General features: G+C 59.6%; 24 protein-coding genes. All 24 read left to right on the top strand.

Going from position 1 to position 16458, the window contains the following annotated elements:
• Positions 1-212 precede the first annotated feature (212 nt).
• A complete protein-coding gene (locus OKC27_RS11885) occupies positions 213-914 on the top strand; it encodes a phage antirepressor KilAC domain-containing protein (RefSeq protein WP_139731232.1) in 702 nt (233 codons plus the stop codon).
• A gap of 38 nt (positions 915-952) precedes the next feature.
• A complete protein-coding gene (locus OKC27_RS11880; protein ID WP_139731233.1) occupies positions 953-1351 on the top strand; it encodes a hypothetical protein in 399 nt (132 codons plus the stop codon).
• A gap of 5 nt (positions 1352-1356) precedes the next feature.
• Positions 1357-1575, top strand: a complete 219-nt coding sequence (locus OKC27_RS11875; RefSeq protein ID WP_042062778.1) for a hypothetical protein — start codon at positions 1357-1359, stop codon at positions 1573-1575.
• A 53-nt stretch (positions 1576-1628) separates the two neighbouring features.
• Positions 1629-1781 (top strand): hypothetical protein, encoded by a 153-nt coding sequence (locus OKC27_RS11870; RefSeq protein ID WP_270806284.1) that lies wholly within the window; start codon positions 1629-1631, stop codon positions 1779-1781.
• Positions 1778-3391 (top strand): DUF4942 domain-containing protein, encoded by a 1614-nt coding sequence (locus OKC27_RS11865; RefSeq protein WP_270806283.1) that lies wholly within the window; start codon positions 1778-1780, stop codon positions 3389-3391. The genes OKC27_RS11870 and OKC27_RS11865 overlap by 4 nt, the downstream gene beginning before the upstream one ends.
• Complete coding sequence (locus OKC27_RS11860; RefSeq protein WP_270806282.1) at positions 3388-4422, top strand: conserved phage C-terminal domain-containing protein; 1035 nt, start codon at positions 3388-3390, stop codon at positions 4420-4422. The genes OKC27_RS11865 and OKC27_RS11860 overlap by 4 nt, the downstream gene beginning before the upstream one ends.
• A 37-nt stretch (positions 4423-4459) precedes the next feature.
• Positions 4460-4888 (top strand): hypothetical protein, encoded by a 429-nt coding sequence (locus tag OKC27_RS11855; protein WP_103858385.1) that lies wholly within the window; start codon positions 4460-4462, stop codon positions 4886-4888.
• Positions 4889-4890: 2 nt separating this feature from the next.
• Positions 4891-5193: a hypothetical protein gene (locus OKC27_RS11850; protein WP_270806281.1), complete on the top strand. Its 303-nt coding sequence runs from the start codon at positions 4891-4893 to the stop codon at positions 5191-5193.
• A gap of 75 nt (positions 5194-5268) precedes the next feature.
• Positions 5269-5565 carry a hypothetical protein gene (locus OKC27_RS11845; RefSeq protein ID WP_270806280.1) on the top strand — a complete coding sequence of 99 codons (297 nt, stop codon included), beginning with the start codon at positions 5269-5271 and terminating at the stop codon, positions 5563-5565.
• Complete coding sequence (locus tag OKC27_RS11840) at positions 5562-6236, top strand: GIY-YIG nuclease family protein (RefSeq protein ID WP_270806279.1); 675 nt, start codon at positions 5562-5564, stop codon at positions 6234-6236. Before OKC27_RS11845 ends, OKC27_RS11840 begins: the two co-directional genes overlap by 4 nt.
• A 2-nt stretch (positions 6237-6238) precedes the next feature.
• Positions 6239-6832: a DUF1367 family protein gene (locus OKC27_RS11835; protein WP_236396350.1), complete on the top strand. Its 594-nt coding sequence runs from the start codon at positions 6239-6241 to the stop codon at positions 6830-6832.
• The gene (locus OKC27_RS11830) at positions 6829-7158 is read left to right on the top strand and encodes a nuclease domain-containing protein (RefSeq protein WP_042062766.1); all 330 of its coding nucleotides are present in this window, start codon (positions 6829-6831) and stop codon (positions 7156-7158) included. The genes OKC27_RS11835 and OKC27_RS11830 overlap by 4 nt, the downstream gene beginning before the upstream one ends.
• Entirely contained in the window at positions 7155-7577 is a 423-nt protein-coding gene (locus OKC27_RS11825) for a hypothetical protein (protein WP_270806278.1), read from the top strand. Before OKC27_RS11830 ends, OKC27_RS11825 begins: the two co-directional genes overlap by 4 nt.
• A gap of 14 nt (positions 7578-7591) precedes the next feature.
• Complete coding sequence (locus tag OKC27_RS11820; protein ID WP_270806277.1) at positions 7592-8275, top strand: TIGR02642 family protein; 684 nt, start codon at positions 7592-7594, stop codon at positions 8273-8275.
• A 168-nt stretch (positions 8276-8443) separates the two neighbouring features.
• Complete coding sequence (locus OKC27_RS11815; protein ID WP_270806276.1) at positions 8444-8758, top strand: phage holin family protein; 315 nt, start codon at positions 8444-8446, stop codon at positions 8756-8758.
• Entirely contained in the window at positions 8758-9240 is a 483-nt protein-coding gene (locus OKC27_RS11810) for a TIGR02594 family protein (protein ID WP_113070507.1), read from the top strand. The genes OKC27_RS11815 and OKC27_RS11810 overlap by 1 nt, the downstream gene beginning before the upstream one ends.
• Positions 9241-9293: 53 nt before the next feature.
• Entirely contained in the window at positions 9294-9518 is a 225-nt protein-coding gene (locus OKC27_RS11805; RefSeq protein WP_042880547.1) for a hypothetical protein, read from the top strand.
• Between the two features lies 1 nt (position 9519).
• Complete coding sequence (locus tag OKC27_RS11800; protein WP_270806275.1) at positions 9520-9750, top strand: hypothetical protein; 231 nt, start codon at positions 9520-9522, stop codon at positions 9748-9750.
• Positions 9750-9983 (top strand): hypothetical protein, encoded by a 234-nt coding sequence (locus OKC27_RS11795; protein ID WP_270806274.1) that lies wholly within the window; start codon positions 9750-9752, stop codon positions 9981-9983. Before OKC27_RS11800 ends, OKC27_RS11795 begins: the two co-directional genes overlap by 1 nt.
• Complete coding sequence (locus OKC27_RS11790; protein WP_270806273.1) at positions 9984-10883, top strand: terminase; 900 nt, start codon at positions 9984-9986, stop codon at positions 10881-10883.
• Positions 10880-12577: a terminase gene (locus tag OKC27_RS11785; protein ID WP_270806272.1), complete on the top strand. Its 1698-nt coding sequence runs from the start codon at positions 10880-10882 to the stop codon at positions 12575-12577. Before OKC27_RS11790 ends, OKC27_RS11785 begins: the two co-directional genes overlap by 4 nt.
• Complete coding sequence (locus OKC27_RS11780; protein ID WP_270806271.1) at positions 12577-14703, top strand: portal protein; 2127 nt, start codon at positions 12577-12579, stop codon at positions 14701-14703. The genes OKC27_RS11785 and OKC27_RS11780 overlap by 1 nt, the downstream gene beginning before the upstream one ends.
• Positions 14704-14823: 120 nt before the next feature.
• Positions 14824-15336 (top strand): Gp49 family protein, encoded by a 513-nt coding sequence (locus tag OKC27_RS11775; protein WP_182939526.1) that lies wholly within the window; start codon positions 14824-14826, stop codon positions 15334-15336.
• A 149-nt stretch (positions 15337-15485) separates the two neighbouring features.
• On the top strand, positions 15486-16412 hold the full coding sequence (locus tag OKC27_RS11770) for a hypothetical protein (RefSeq protein ID WP_182939527.1): 927 nt from the start codon (positions 15486-15488) through the stop codon (positions 16410-16412).
• Positions 16413-16458: the final 46 nt, after the last annotated feature.

The following is a 16458-nucleotide window of genomic DNA, read 5'->3' as shown; positions in this document are numbered from 1 at the left end:
CAACCGCAGATCGTGTTTGATGAACTACGACAGGTTGCTTGATTTGGCGGGTGTTGCACTTCGGAGTTGAATTCGCGGCTGCATTGTTTGTCAGTGCGAGCAACGGTGAGCTCGATTTCGGGTTTGGCGATTACACCAACCCCGAGAAGGATGCAAAAGCTGCCGCCTGACCAGCGGTGAGTGACTAAAACCAAATACCAACAGGACTCCATATGACCAATTTGAGCCTTATCAACAACTCCAGCCTGACCATGAGCAGCGTTGAGATCGCCGAACTGACAGGGAAAGAGCACAAGAACGTTCTGGCCGACATCCGCAAAATGCTGGTTGAAATTCAATCGGCTGAAAAGCCAGCCGATTACAAAGACGGCAGAGGGCGCACCCAGCCGTGCCTCTTGCTGACCAAGGAAGAAAGCCTCTGCTTGGTCGCGGGCTACAGCGCCACTCTTCGAATGGCGATTATCAGACGCTGGCAGGAGCTGGAATCCCAGCAAAGACCGCAGATCCCGCAGACCTACGCAGCGGCCTTGCTTGAAGCTGGCCGCCTCGCACTGGAAGTGGAGGAGAAAACCAAGCAGCTCGCTCTGGCAGCCCCCAAAGTGGCATTTGCCGATCGCGTTGCTGGTGACGACAAGGGCGTCAATATCGGCAACTACGCCCGCGCCGTGGGCCTCGGTCAGAACGTGCTGTTCCGTGCTTTGCGTGAGCATCGCATCCTCATGAGTGGCGGTAATCGGCATAACTTGCCGTTCCAGGACTACATCGAGCGTGGTTACTTCACCGTCAAAGAGGGCACTCGCACTCACAACGACGAGACGATAACCACTTTCACTCCGATGGTGACAGGAAAAGGCCAGCAGTGGCTGACAAAGCGCCTGATTGATCTCGGCTACCTGAAACCAATTGCCGCCTAACCACCGGCCAGATCCATTACCACCAGAGGACCCTGACCATGGGAAGACCAGCCCTGTCTGATCACGAAAAAATGGACACCCTGTCACCCCTGCGGGTGCGCGGCACTGTCGGCCACCGATCCGTGTGGCAAGAAGTCGGCGCCGAAGTCGGCATGACTGAAACCGCATTTGCCCGCACCTCGCTGCTGATGCTGCTCAATTCCATATCAAAGCATGAGCCCCAGATCCTAGCGAGAGCCGTCAAACGGGCCAATCGGAGCCTGATCGAGCAGGGTTATCCACCCGTCACTGTCGAGGAGATTTTAAAGGGCGATGGCCTGCCAGAGCGCGGCCTGCTGACCTTCTCGCCGCAAGATGAGGCCATCTATGACGAGGAGCGCCCCAAGAAGCCGGTGCAAAAGCTCAAAGATCTCATCAATTTCGTTTTAGGGAGATAACCATCATGTTCAGCAATACCAAACCACGCCCGAAACCAGAGCACGTCACCGATCGGGATAATGTCGTCCTCAAGGCCGTAATGCACGAGCTGGCGCTGCACCTGGACGATGACTCGGTGATCACCATTGCGCAGGCTGCTGGTACTGACCGTACCGCGACCCGGCTTTCCCGCGAGCTGATGGCTCGCAAGATCGAACGCGCCGAGAAGCAGCCAAGCGCATAACCATTATCAATCAGGCCCGCCTCACCACCGGGCTGTTAATTCAGGACCTCAACATGACCATGAACCCAACGGCCCCGCTGGGCCACCCCCTTTGTGCCGATCTGGATCACTGCCCTGTGTGTGGCAGCGAGCTGCGCACCGGTACTGATGACCGCTCATTTGAATGCCCGTGGTGTGACTACACCGAGCAGGAGGTGGCGGCATGACGATCGCAGCAAGTACAGATTCAATTTTGATGACTGGTGGCGAATTTTTTGCCCCGGTTGCCACTGATCTGGTTGATGGGCTGATCGGCAGGTACAAGGCCATGCGAGCCAATATCGAGAGCGTAGCCGGCTTCATTCACGGTGGAGACAACGCATCTGCTATCGGCTACTTCCTGCGCGGAAATCAGGACGGAGAGCGCTATATCCGCGCCGTGGCTGACATCTTCAAGCTGGATGGTGCCGTCGCCCAGCTGAACGCCGACTACTGGCAGCAGGCTATGCAGTTGACCGACGTCTACGACTACATGCCGGCAAAGCGCCGGGATGAGTGGAACGAGCAGATCCGCAACAAACAGACCCCTGACTTTGAGGAGGAGACAGTCAGAACCACGCTGATGGACCTGCTGTCCAGCCGTCACAAATTCTTTGGTGAGCGCGTCGATGGAATCTTCCAGAATCTATCTGGCGAGCACGTCACCAACCAGCCGCAGGGTTTCAGCAAGCGGATGATCATCTACGTTAACCATCGCAAGGGGTACATCACTGACTTGCGCCAGGTGATCGCCAAGTTCATGGACCGCGATGACGAACCAAACTGGCAGAACACCGATCAGATGCTGGCTGCTGCCAATCGCAACTCTGGCCAGTGGGTGAGCATCGATGGCGGAGCTATGCGGATCAGAACCTACAAAAAGGGCACGGCGCATTTCGAGATCCACCCTGACATGGCGTGGAAGTTGAATTGCGTCCTGGCCAGCATGCACCCCATGGCTATCCCGGCCGAGTTTCGCCAGAAGCCGAAGAAGCAGATCAAGGACTTCGTAATGATGGAGAGGCCCCTGCCGTTTGCAGTGGTGCGGGCAATCGCGGAGATGCGGAGACCGCGCACTACCACATGGAGATCATCCTTTAGCAACAAGATGATGGAGCCGGTAACTACCAACCGAAACAGCCTTGAGTTTCACTACTGCGACGACAAGGTAGTTCGGTCAGAGGTGGCCAGTGTGCTGGCTGCGATCGGCGGTGTTCGCTTCACCAAGGGCGGCTATGAGTGGTTCGAGTTCGACTATGACTTCCGCGAGGCACTGGACCACATCATCACATCCGGCTGCATCCCTGACCACAAGAGCCATCAGTTTTATCCCACGCCTGAGAAGTTAGCCCAGTTGGCTGTTGAGTTGGCTGAGATTGATCCGGCAAAGCACAACTGCCTCGAGCCAAGCGCTGGGCATGGCGGTCTGGCTGATCACATCAATACGCAGTGGCTCACCTGCATCGAGGTAAGCAAGCTGCACTGCGAGATCCTGAAAGCCAAGGGATACACCGTGGTGCAGGGTGACTTTCTGAAACTAGATGGAGGACAGAAGTACGATCGAGTGGTGATGAACCCACCGTTCAGCGATGGGCGCTGGAAGGCTCATACAGAGCATGCGGCCAGCATGGTTAAACCTCGCGGACGATTGGTCGCGATCCTGCCATCTGGCGCCAAGAACTCTTTTACCCTTCCTGGCTTTGACTGCCGCTGGTCCAAGGTATTCGACAACGAATTCCAAGGCGCCAGCGTCAGCGTGGTCATCCTGTGCGCAGATGCGCAGGTGGAGGCAGCATGAACACCGTTATCAAATTCCCGGGGGCAGGCGCCCCCATTTCCAAACCTATCAGCAGAGGTAGCAACGTGAGCGAAAATGCCCGCAATGGCTTCCGCCTCGCTTACTCGTCGATGCTGAATGCCCCCTGGTACAAGGATGTAGCCAAGAAGTCAGTGTGGCTGCATTTGCTGCTGGATGCGGCCTACGAGAGCCGTGAAGTCACCTTCAATGGCAACCGCCTCACCATTCATCGTGGTCAGCTGGCTTGCTCTGCTCGTTCGCTCGGGAAAGCGTGTGGCGTATCTGAGGATCAGGCTCGCCGGGCGCTGGACTATTTCGAGGAGGAGGGGGCGATCGGCAGGACGACAAAGCAGGGCAAGAGTGGTTACACCATCATCAGCCTGCTGAATTTCGACGCTTACCAGCGCGGAGTTTCGCAACACTTTAGCGCGGAGTATGGCGCGGAGTTTGAGGGCGCGCCAGATATGGGGTTAGAGAGTGATCGCCAACTCAGCGGCGCGGAGTTAGGTGCGGAGTATCATGCCGAAGATCTTATCATTAATAACAATATAAACTCTGAAGATAATAAACAGATCTCTTGTTCTGTTTCTGACGAAACAAAACCGGCTAAAAAAACGGCAGAGCCATCAGCGGATTCACTGGCTGTGCTGAACCACCTCAACGCCGCATGCAATCGCCGCTATCAGGCCAAGCCAACCACCCTGCAGAACATCAACGCCAGACTGGCGGAGGGCTACTCCGTGGCCGATCTGCAACTGGTGATCGACTTCAAGCGCGAGCACTGGTCCGCAAACCTGAAAATGGCCGAATACCTGCGGCCAATGACCCTGTTTGCGCCGCAGAAGTTCGCCGGGTACCTGGCTGGCGCCCAGCGCTGGGATCAGATCGGTCGCCCGCGCTGCCTGAACGGCGAGTGGGAGGGCTTCGAGGGTAAGCGCAAGCCGATGTCCAACATTGCCGCCGCCCAGCAGCAGGCGCGCAGTCTCATCGAATCGGGAGCTGTCAGCTATGACGACGACACTCCCCTCTAACGTGACCGCACTGCCAGCCAACCAGGATGCACCCGCCATGAGCGCCCGCATGGCCGCATTCATCGCTGAGGAGCTGCTGCCGCTGATGGCCGGGAGTTGGCCTGCCAGCGCCAACCAGCTGGATGCCAATGCCCGCGGTGTGGCGTTGGCTTGGGGTGGCGTGCTGCGCGGGTTCACTCCAGCCCAGATCCGGGAGGTGGTGCAGGACATGGCGGCCGATGTGGAGCGCCAGTTCGCCCCGCGTCCGGCAGAAGTGCGGGCAGAGATACTGCGCCGGCAGCCAGCCACGGCCGCACCAACCAGGGCACCGCGGCTGGAGATGTCCATCAGGGCATGCGAGATGGAGGCGACCGTGATTGTGTTGCAGCGTGACGGCGACGTGACGAGCGAGGCGGTGCAGGTTGAGCTGGACAGGATACTCACCGAACGCCGCCAGCGCGGTTACACCATCACAGGGAGGATTTAGGGATGTTCAACCAAGACGTGATCGCCGCGGTCAAGGCCGCGAAATTCTGCCGGGTGGTGATCTATCCGCCCGTTCGGGGTTGGTGCGGGGAGCGTGTGCAGCTCGAGGTGGCCGACGAGATCGATGCGCTGGGGCACACCGATTGCCAGCGTGGGGCAGGGCATTGGCTGGTGCTCGACACGACGCCTGAGCAAGTGGCGGAGGAGGTCGAACGGCTGAGAGGCGCGCCAGTGCTGGTGTTGAGAGGTGGTGTTGCAAATGGAGCTGTGGATAACTTTGGAGGCGCGGCCCTTGCCAACCAGTGACAAGCGGTATAACGCGCCGTAACATGTTTCAGGCCGGACTTAGACCACCCGGCCGTTGACCAAAAGGACCCGACCATGACAGCAAAATCGAATACCCGAGATCTACCCGTTGCGACCCAATTGGGGCGAGTGATCGCCATCATGAGCGACGGAAAAGCCCGCACCCTGCGCGACATCGAGCGCGAGTGCTGGAGCCGCTACGGCCAAGCCGATACCCAAGCCGCCATCAGCGCCCGCCTGCGTGAAGTGTGCTGCCATGGCTGGGTAAAACACTCCAGCAACAAGAACATCAACGGCAAGCAGGTTTGGCATTACCGCATCGAGCTGCCTCCCACCACCGAGGCCGTAGCGGCTAAGGCGGTGGCAGCATGACTCATCACCCATCGCAGTATTCCGTGTTCGGAAGAACTGGATTGACATCAGCCACCAATTTTGAAGCTGAAATTGTCTACTCAGATTCAGAAAGCACCGCATTTGCGTTCGGGCTTCCCCATCAAGTTGTGTATGACGCATGCCGAGCCTTGGAAGCGACGAGCGAACTCCACAGCGTTTTCTGCCCAATCGATGATTTCAGTGATTGCCGTTTCTATGAGTTCACAGTTATTGGAGCGTTGGCTCTAATTGAGCACCTGAAAATTCCACCACACAGCTTCGCTGTCTGGCGTTATCTCTGTGATTTTGAACGCATGATTCAAGGCTTGTCTGACTTAATTGTGCTGGTCGGTAAATTTTCCGAGTGGAAGGAACAGCTCGACACTCAACCTAAAAGACCATCTTTCGTTTACGTAATGAAGTGTTTATCAACTGGTCTTTTCAAGATAGGTAGGGCAATAGACATTCCTCACCGGGTGAAAACGGTCCAGTCTATGTCAGCCGGCCATCTTGTTTTGGTCTATCAAGCGCATGGTGGATCCGAGCTGGAGTCTCGTTTGCACAAAGAGTTCTCCCATCGGCGTGATCATGGCGAGTGGTTTTCCTTGTCAGAGGCGGAGCTTTTACGCTTAGCCGACCTCATGGGGACAAGTGGCGAGGTGGCGGCATAACCATGGAGCTGACCCTTCTGAAAATGTCCGGCGGGGTGCTTGCCCCATCCACTCCGGCCGATGCTGAGGCCATCAAGCTGATGCCGATCGGTACCACCATCCTGGCCAAGGGTAAGGGGCGCCGTAACCTGGCGTTCCACCGTCGTTTCTTCGCCCTGCTCAACCTGACGTTCGATTACTGGGAGCCAACTGGCGGCATGGTCTCGCCAGCAGAGCAGGGGATCCTGTCTCGGTTTGTTCGCTATCTCGCCCAGTTCGGCGCTGGCAGTGTGCTGAACAAGGCCAAGGATGAGTTTATCGACCAGCTGGCCAGCAGTCGTATCGAGCGCCACGGTCCCCAGGCTGAGAAGTCGTTTGAGGTGATGCGCAAGTGGCTCACCGTCGAGGCCGGTTATTACACCGTGGTGATGCTGCCGGATGGCGGCATGCGCAAGGAGGCCAAGAGCGTCAGCTTTGCCAAGATGGATCAGGCTGAGTTCTCCGACCTGTACCGGGCTGTGTTCGGGGTCTGCTGGCGCTATGTGCTGAGCAAGCAGTTTGCCACCGAGGAGGAGGCTGAGAACGCCTGCGCCCAGCTGATGGGGTTTGCCGGATGAGATTCGAGACCAGCCCAATCCGCTCCAGCGACCTGCGCGATGGTGCTCGCGGTCAGCTCTGCAAGATCCAGCTTGCCGGGGTCTGCATTGGTGGCACTGAAACCACTGTGCTGGCTCACCTGCCAAGCGCCCCGCATGGGATGGCCCTCAAAGGGGATGATTTGGTGGCGGTTGAGGCGTGTTGTGCTTGCCATGACGCCATTGATGGCCGTATTGCCTACGACTGGCAGCCCGGGGAGCGTGAAGAGGTCACCTATAGCGCCCTGACCCGTCAGCTGCATAGTTGGGTGGTGCGCGGGCTTGTCAGTGTAAAGGGGGCGGCATGATCCACCTCTCTGCTATCGATGCCAGCCGCCTGCTCGGCAACAATCCGAAAGCCAAGGCCGTGGTGAACAAGGTCAAGAAGGCGCAGCAGGTGGACACCCTGCACAGCAAGGTGCTGGCCCAGCTGGTCGGCTTCCCTGACCCAGCCACCGAGCTGTTGTTTCACCCCAAGCGCAAATGGCGCTTCGACTACGCCTGGGAGGAGCAGAAGCTCGCCCTTGAGGTCCACGGCGGGATCCACTCCGGTGGCCGGCACACCCGGGGGAGGGGGTTCGTAGAGGACCGGGCCAAGATGAACGAGGCCACCTTGCTCGGGTGGACCGTGCTGGAAGTCACCCCGGAACACATCAAATCCGGCCGGTTGCGCGCCTGGCTGCTCGCCGCCTTCAATCAGGACCCAGACCAGAGGACCAATCCATGACCCATGCTATCGAAATGGCTCTGCGCCTATTCTCGCCGAAGGGGGCGCTCCATGAGCCCGCCGCCGGCAGGCAGTTCAATGCTCTGGGCCGGGACGAGTTTATCGGCGCCCTGCAGGTTGCTGCAAAGAACAACCCCCAGGGGCTCCAGTTCCTGATGGCTGACCACCTGGGGGATGAACAAGCCCTTGCGTCGCTGCTGACGCACTTCAGCGCCACGCTGGACAGCGACGAGGCCGGTGGTATGGCCATGGCAATCCTGCTGCGCCGCCCGCTGCCTGAGCAGCTGGATCACCTGGTACTTTGCCACCCTCACTATGACAAGGAGCGCCGCCGGGCCGCCGTGGTGATGGAGAAGGCCAAGCGCGCCCACCGGTCCGGCAATGATCACGAGTACCAGCGCCTTCTGGCTGAGCGGAACGAGATCCTGTCCCTGGCCAATGACCACTGTGTCGCCGAGATGATGCAGTCAGGGCGCTGCCCGCACTGCAATGGCACCGGGATCCGCCCGCGCAAGGGTGACGGCTGCCCGAAGTGCCACGGCACCGGCCGGGTCGTGCCACACGTAGAGTTGGTGTCGCGCCGGTTCGGGCAGGAGATGAGGCAGGCCGTAGAGCGTGCTGTTGATGAGGTGATCCACCAGGCGTCAGATCTGGCCAAAGTCATGGGCCGACAAGTGAGGGAGATGCGGGCGGATTAGGCGCGGAGCGTTCGCCGCCGAGCAGGCGCAACCCCATGAATAGACGCAGTGATTGAATCTACCCCTCCCCGGCGTTAGTATTGCTCAAAGATGGCCAGAGTCTCCGTGACCCTGGCCTTTTTCATTTCTGGCCCGCCTCGTGCGGGCTTTGTCGTTTCTGGAGGGGCGATGACGCCTGACAAGGATCCACAGAACTACAGCGTGCTCGCCTATCTGGCATTCGGCGGGCTGAGCGTATGGGGAGGGCTTGTGACCTACATACAGACGGTGAAACGCGAGGGAAGGAAATTCCGATGGGCTGAGGCGCTGCTCCAGGTGGTGGTGTCAGGGTTCGCCGGGATGTTGACCATGCTGCTGAGCTGGTACATCGCAGCCCCACTCCCGTTGTGCGGCTTCATGGCTGGCCTGGCTGGCTTGATGGGGTCGAAAGCACTGGAGCTGTACGAACGCCGGGCAACCGGCTGGATGGGAGGGAAGGGGTGATGGTGAAAATGCGCTGGGTAGATGAAGCCCGTAGGCATATCGGGTTGACGGAGATTAAGGGGCCCCAACACAACCCCGAGATCGTGGCGATGTGGAAAGCCATCAAGCGCGGCGGCATCAAAGACGACGAAACCCCGTGGTGCGCTGCCTTCGTGGGCGCGTGCCTTGAGCGGGTCGGTATTCAGTCCACCCGGTTCGAGGGGGCGCGCTCCTATGCCTCCTGGGGGGAGAAGCTGGAAAAGCCGGTGGCAGGCTGCGTAGTGGTGTTCTCCCGGGATGGTGGCGGACACGTTGGGTTCGTAGTGGGGCAGGACAAGGCTGGCAATCTGCTGGTATTGGGCGGCAACCAAGCTGACGCGGTGAACGTGAAGGCGTTCCCTCGCTCACGGGTAACCGCATACCGCTGGCCCGCCGGTGAGCCGAAGCCTGTGGGGGAATTGCCTGTGATGGCTGCGGCAGAGTTCTCGAAGTCCGAGGCATAGGCGCAAGCCTTGCCAATATCGCCGGGTAACCGGTAACAGCAGAGGAGAGTGCGATGGAACACATCGTTGAGGTGGTCATCAACTGGATTGTCATTCTGATGGCTGTGGTGGGCGGCGCGTCCATGGTGGTGCAGGGGCTGGCTAAGATCGCGGCCGTCACCCCGTCCACCCGGGACGATGAGGTGATCGGGAAGGTGCAGGCCTTCTTGGTTGGCCTGACCAAGGTGCTGGACAAGCTGGCTATGAACCTGCCGGCTGAGAAAGCCAGGAAGCAATAACATGAACAGCTTGCTCCAACTGCTCGACATTCTAACGGCCCTTCTGGGCCGTTGGCTTAGGCAGGAGAGGGCAAGGGAGGTGCAGGAAAGCCATGACAAGAATCATGCGGACCCACAGGGGCGTTTTGCTGAGCGTTTCGGTGCTGCTTCTGGCCAGTTGCCAGACAGCTCCAAGCCAAACAGCGAACTGCCCGCCACCCACACCCAGGCTGACATGGAACCCCGCCGCTAATGGCGGGGTTTGTCTTTCTGGGGAATCCACAGCCGACCTACTGGACTATCTCGATGCACTGGAGCGATGCGGTGGTTAATGGCATTACCGTGACCGGGGTTGTTACTCAGGTGAGGGAGTATGACGGGAGTCAGGCCCAGGTCACCCTGAATACTGGCGTCTCCGTCGTAGTACCGGCTACCCATGAGCCTGTACCTGGTGATGCCATCGTCGAAGGCGAGCTATCCATCTAAATGGCAAAGACCGACTGGGCACAGCTCAATGCAGAGTTCCTGCAGGAGCATGAAGCGACAGGCATCAGTGCGAAAGACTGGTGTGACAGCCGCGGCCTGAACTACAACTCGGCGCGTCGCTATTTGAAATCTCGGGGGCAATCCCCTGCGCAACCTGACAAATCTCGCGTAGCTGCGCAATCTGCGCAATCTGCGCATTCCGAAGTGCGCAAAACTGCGCAATCTGCGCAAAGTGCGCAACCCAAGGGGAATGAAGGCAAGGCCAAGAGGAGGGAGGGAAGAGGGGGAAGGTCATCCTCATCCACACAAACCCCTGATGACTCAGGCCAAAACCCGAAAAGAAAATCGGGACGCCAGCCAGATGGTCGCTTTGGTATGGGTAATCGTGAGTCAGTCGGCAACACGGGCAACCCGAGCCCTGTCGCAAAGTGGAAGCAAGGTGACCAGCCTGCGCTGACCCACGGCGGTTACGCCCAGTTCCTCGACGCTGAGGAGTTGTTCGACCATGCCGAGGAGTTGCGGCTGACGGATGAGCTGGTATTCACCCGGGCGCGCGTTATCTCAGTCACCAAAACCATGAAGTCCCTACAGCAAGACTTGGTTGAGGCAAAGGAGGTTACTGACCGGATCGCGCTCTATGACAAGATCTTGCGGGCCGAGCAGGCTCTCGACCGCAATATCCAGCGTATCGAGTCCATCGAGAGGACCCTGAGCGCTCTGCGCATCGATGAAGTTACAGGGCCGAAGATTGAGGCTGACACCAAGCGCATCAACGCGGCGACCCGCAAACTGACCGCCGAAGCCGACAGGCTGGAGAAGGATGGTGGCAGTGAGTCTACGCCTGTCAGTGAGATGGTCACAGAGCTGCAGGGGATGGGGACTGGCGGGCTGATGTCATGACCGAACCCGATACCTCTGCCATGAGTGAGCAGGAGCAGATGGCCTACATCCGCTCGAAGCTCAGCGATAAGTGGTGGCGGATGAACAACCTCTACATGATCGAGAACGAGCAGGGCAAGCTGGTGCGCTTCCGGTTGCGCCCGGCGCAGGAGCTGCTGTTCCGGACCATGTGGTACCTGAACATCATCCTCAAGGCGCGCCAGCTCGGGTTCTCCACAGCCATCGATATCTATCTGCTGGACGAGGCGCTGTTCAACAACAACCTCAAGTGCGGGATCATCGCCCAGGACCTGACGGCGGCCGGCGAGATATACCGCACCAAGATTGAAGTGCCGTTCGATAACCTGCCCGGCTGGCTCAAAGCCCAGTTCAAGGTGGTGACCCGGCGCGGCGGGGCGAATGGCGGCCATATCCTGTTCCGACATGGCTCCAGCATTCAGGTCGCCACCTCTTTCCGATCCGGTACCGTCCAGCGCCTGCATGTGTCAGAGCACGGCAAGATATGCGCCAAGTACCCGGAGAAGGCCAAAGAGGTGCGAACAGGTACCCTCAACGCCATTCACCCAGGGGCGATCGCTTTTATCGAGAGTACGGCGGAAGGTGTTGGCGGAGACTTCCATGCCATGAGCATGAAGTCACTGGAGCTGTCTCGCTCAACAGGCGAGCTGACCAAGCTGGATTGGAAGTTCCACTTCTTCGCCTGGTGGCAGGATCCCAAGTATCGCGCCGACGTTCCGGCTACCGGCGTGGTGATGAGCAAGACGCAGGCTGACTATTTCGCAGCCGTTGAGAAAGCAATGGACTGCACCATCAGTGACGAACAGCGTCAGTGGTACGTGCTGAAAGAGGGGACGCAGCGCGAGGAGATGAAGCAGGAGTACCCCAGCACGCCGCTGGAAGCGTTCCTGACCTCTGGCCGCAGGGTATTCGACCCCATCGCCACCATGGATGCTGAGGGCGATTGCATGGCCCCGCTCATCGTATACGACATGGATCCCGTCACCGGCAAGCGCGAGAAGTTTCGCAAGCCTGAGAAGCTGGACGAGCAGGGCCAGCGCTCCCTTGAAAATATGCTTCTGGTGTGGGAGCTGCCAGATCCTGAGGAGGATTACGCCATCGGTGCTGACGTGGCGGAAGGTCTAGAGCACGGTGACCGCTCCAGCTTTGACGTGATCGCCAAGAGTGACGGGCGTCAGGTGGCCCACTGGTTCGGCCATCTTGATCCCGGCATGTTTGCCCAGCTGTTGGCCCATGTCGGCAAGTTCTACGGCACCGCAGAGCATGGCCCCGCCTATATCGGCCCGGAGCGTAACAACCACGGCCACGCCGTACTGCTCAAGCTGCGCGAGCTCTATCCTACCCGCCGCATCTACACCCAGGAGTATATCGACCGGGATCGGGATGATGAGACCCAGCGCCTCGGCTGGCTGACTACCCGCCAATCCAAGCCGATTGTGGTGGATGGTCTCAAGGCCCTGCTGCGTGCCGGTCAGGCCGGGATCCGCTGGATAGGTACCATTTCCGAAGCAACCACCTACGTCTACGACAAATCCGGCAGCATGAACGCCCAGGACGGCTGCTACGACGACCAGCTGATGAGCTACATGATTGCCCAAGAGATGCGCGCTCGCATGCCTGCCCGCATCGTCAAACCCGAATCCACCCGTAAACCCAAGCATTGGATGGCCAACTGATGATCAACTCACAACCCAAAGCCCCCGAGAAGGGCGGCCTCGATACGCAGAAGCTGCTCGCGCTGATGAGCGATATCAATGGCCAGCCAGACTGGCGAAGCCTTGCCAACCGATCCTGTGCCTACTACGACGGCGACCAGCTGCCGCCAGAGGTGGTCAAGGTGCTCAAGGAGCGGGGGCAGCCCATCACCATCCACAACCTCATTGCCCCGACTATCGACGGCGTGCTGGGGATGGAGGCCAAGAGCCGCACCGATCTGATGGTTATCGCTGACGACCACGACGATGAGCTCGAGCAACTGGCCGAAGCCGTCAACGCCGAATATTCAGACATGTGCCGCCTTGGCGGGCTGGATCGCGCCCGGGGCGAGGCATATGGCGGCCAGATTAAGACCGGCTTGGGCTGGGTTGAGGTGAGCCGTCGTGGCGATCCGTTCGGCCCGCGCTACAAGTTCAGCAACGTACACCGGGACGAAGTGTATTGGGATTGGCACAGCCGGGAGCCCGACTTGAGCGATTGCCGCTGGCTGATGCGCCGCCGCTGGGTTGATCTGGATGAAGCCAAGACCATGTTCCCGAGCAAAGCCAAGGCGCTGGAATGGGGCGTCAACGACTGGGAGGGAATGGTTAGTCTCACTTCTATCGAGGGGCTTGATCCCAACCTTGTCAGCGCATACGACGAATGGAGCCAGTTCAGCGGAAAAGAAGTGGAATGGTGCAGCCGGGAGCGGGATCGCGTCCTGCTGCAGGTGGTCTACTACCGCACATACACCATGCGCCAGGTATTGATGCTCGACTCTGGCCGAGCGCTGGAGTTTGACAAGAGCAACCAGCTGCACCGCGCCGCCATTGCCAGCGGTCGCGCCAGGCTGGAACGCTGTCCGGTAGCCGTGATCCGCGAGTCGTGGTTCGTCGGCCCCCATCATCTGGTCGATCGCCCCTGCACCGCCCCGCACAACATGTATCCGCTGGTGCCGTTCTGGGGATACCGCAAAGACAGCTCTGGTGAACCTTATGGCCTGATTGCCCGCGCCATGCCAGCACAGGATGAGGTGAACCTGCGCCGCATCAAGCTCACCTTCTTGCTGCAGGCCAAGCGCGTCATCATGGATAAGGACGCCACCAACATGAGCCGGGATCAGGTGCTGGAGCAGGTAGAGCGCCCGGATGGCTATATTGAGCTCAATCCTGACCGCGCCAACAAGACCAGCGTGAGTGACGCCTTCAAGGTGGAGCAGGATTTCAACGTGGCGGCCCAGCAGTTCCAGGTGATGCAGGACTCGGTGAAGCTCATCCAGGACACCATGGGCGTCTACGCAGCATTCCTGGGGCAGGGCTCGACCGGCCAATCTGGTGTTGCCATCAGCAACCTGGTGGAGCAGGGTGCGACCACCCTCTCTGAGATCAACGACAACTACCGGATGGGCTGCCAGCAGGTTGGGCAACTGGCACTGGCCTATCTGCTTGAGGATATGGCCAGCAAGCGCAACTACAAGGTGACCGTGAACCGGGATGACCCCCGCCGCCGCAAGGCCGTAGTGGTCAACGTGGAGCAGGAGGATGGCAAACTCACCAATGATGTGACCCGGCTGCGGGCACATATCGCACTGGCGCCGATCCAGCAGACTGCCGCCTACAAGCAACAACTGGCCGAGCGGATGACCCAGGCTATGTCCCAACTTCCGCCCGCGGCGGCAGGTGCTTGCTTTGACCTGCTGGTCGAGCTGATGGACGTACCGCGCAAGGCCGAGTTTGTGGAGCGGATCCGCAATGCCCTGAACATCCCGAAAGACCCGGACGAGATGAACGAGGAGGAGCGCGCAGCCGCCGAGCAGCAAGCCCAGCAGGCCCAGATGCAGCAGGAGCTTGCCATGCGCGAGATGCAGGCCAAGCTGGCAGAGTTGGAGGGCAAGGCCGCCAAGTGGCAGGCAGAGGCTCAGCGCATCGCCAAGCTGACCGACTCTATCCGGTTCGAGGATGCCCTCAAGCAGGCCCAGACCGGCAAGACGCTGCAGGAGATGGAGCAGTTGGCAGCCCAGCAGCAGGCGATGCAGACCGAGCAGGCAGCCCTGCAGGCGCAGCTGCTGGACAGCATCCAACAGCAGATCGACGCCATCGCGCTCTGATAGTTGCTTTCCTGACCTGCCAGCGTTACGATTTCTCCAACATGGCCCAGTCTCTCGAGATTGGGCCTTTTTCATTTCCAGACCCGGCCATTGTGCCGGGTTTTTTATTTGGAACGAGTCATGACCGACCAGCAACACCTTGATGCCGAGATGGAGCGAGATATTCAGACGCTCGAACTGACCGCCCCACGCGTCACCCCTGAGCAGATCGATGCTCTGATGCGTGGCGTTCGCTATGAGGTGCAGGTTGTGCCTGGCACCACAACCACGCTGGCCACCGCCATTGCTGCCAACGGCTTCACCCTTGCCATCGGCATGACCGCCTGCGCCGACCCGGCCAACTTCAATGCAGATCTTGGCGCCAAGTACGCCATCAAGGATGCCGAAGCCAAGGCCCGCCAAGAGCTGTGGAAGCTGGAAGGCTGGCGGCTCAAGTGCCACCTTGAAGAAATGAGCGGGCCGCGAGTCGGTGGCGCAACACCACCGATTATCTCAACAAGGATTGCAGTTGCAGAGGGCGAGATAGTGGTTTGCTCTGTTGGCGAGAATGAACAGCAGCACCAGGTCGCTGTCGAGAGCGCAAAGAAACAGTACCTCTCTAGACGAGAGGCGCGACCCTCCGAGAGATTTTGAGTTGAAGTGAATCCCTAGCGATAGACGACAGACCTTGCCCGCCTTGTGCGGGCTTTTTTGTGCCCAGCTCCGGCCGGGGAGGGCTTTCACCGAGAGCCTTCCCCCGCTTGGGCAGCGATACCACCCACTGAAAACCCACGAGGACAACCATGGATAAGAACATCGACAACCTGACCGGGACTGAGAGCCTGGACGAACTGGAAGCCATGCTGGAGGCGATCGAGCGTGAGCCCGATGCCGAGCTGGATGATGGCACTGCTACCGAGCAAACGGACGTAGACCCCGCGCCGTCGGCGGGTGAGGTGGCAGCCGGTAACGAACAAGCCAACACCGAGCAGGGCGATGAAGGGGCCACGGAGCCTGAGAAGGTGATCCTGGCCAAGAGCGGTCAACACACCATCCCGTATGAAGTGCTGGAGCAGTCGCGCAATGAGGTCAAGGTGCTGCGTGAGCAGTTGGCCGCATCGCAGCAGGCCCAAGCCGAGCGGGACAAGCTGCAGGCGCTGATGGAGAAGCACGGGATCAACCCCGACGTGGACCCCGACGACATCAGCCAGGAGGAGCTCGAGCAGTTGGCGCAGGACTACCCGGATCTCGGCAAGTCCATCGCCGCCATTGCCCGCAAGCTCCAAAAGCTGGAGCCCCAGGTCGCCCCGCAGCAGGTTCAACCCACCCTCAACCCGGTACAGGCCGCACTGCAGGCGGTACCTGATCTGGTGAGCTGGCGGGAAAAGGACCAGGACCGTTTCGACTTCGCCATCATCGTCGATGAGAAGCTCCAGGCTGATCCCGCGTGGAAAGGCAAGTCGCTGGATGAGCGATTCGCAGAGGCGGCGCGCCGCACCAAGCTGGCCTTTGGTGATGAGGTCATCCCTCCCGCCAAGGTACCCGGCAAGGAGGCGGATAAGCCTGCCGATTTCATCCCGTCCAGCCCTTCGGCACTCGGCCAGACCCATCATGCCGCCCCCACTGGAGTGGAGCGCTTTGGCGCCATGTCTCAGACCGAGCTTATCGGCGAGATGGGCGCCATGACGGACGCCCAAATGGAGGCGCTGCTGGAGCAGGCCGGGTACTAACCCACCACCCATTTCAATAAGCCAACCCCGACCACTGTGTCGGGGT

This window comes from Aeromonas sp. QDB62, from assembly GCF_027705695.1.
Lineage (GTDB): Bacteria > Pseudomonadota > Gammaproteobacteria > Enterobacterales > Aeromonadaceae > Aeromonas > Aeromonas allosaccharophila.
Note: the sequence above shows the minus strand (reverse complement) of the source record. Positions and strands in the feature narration are given on the sequence as shown.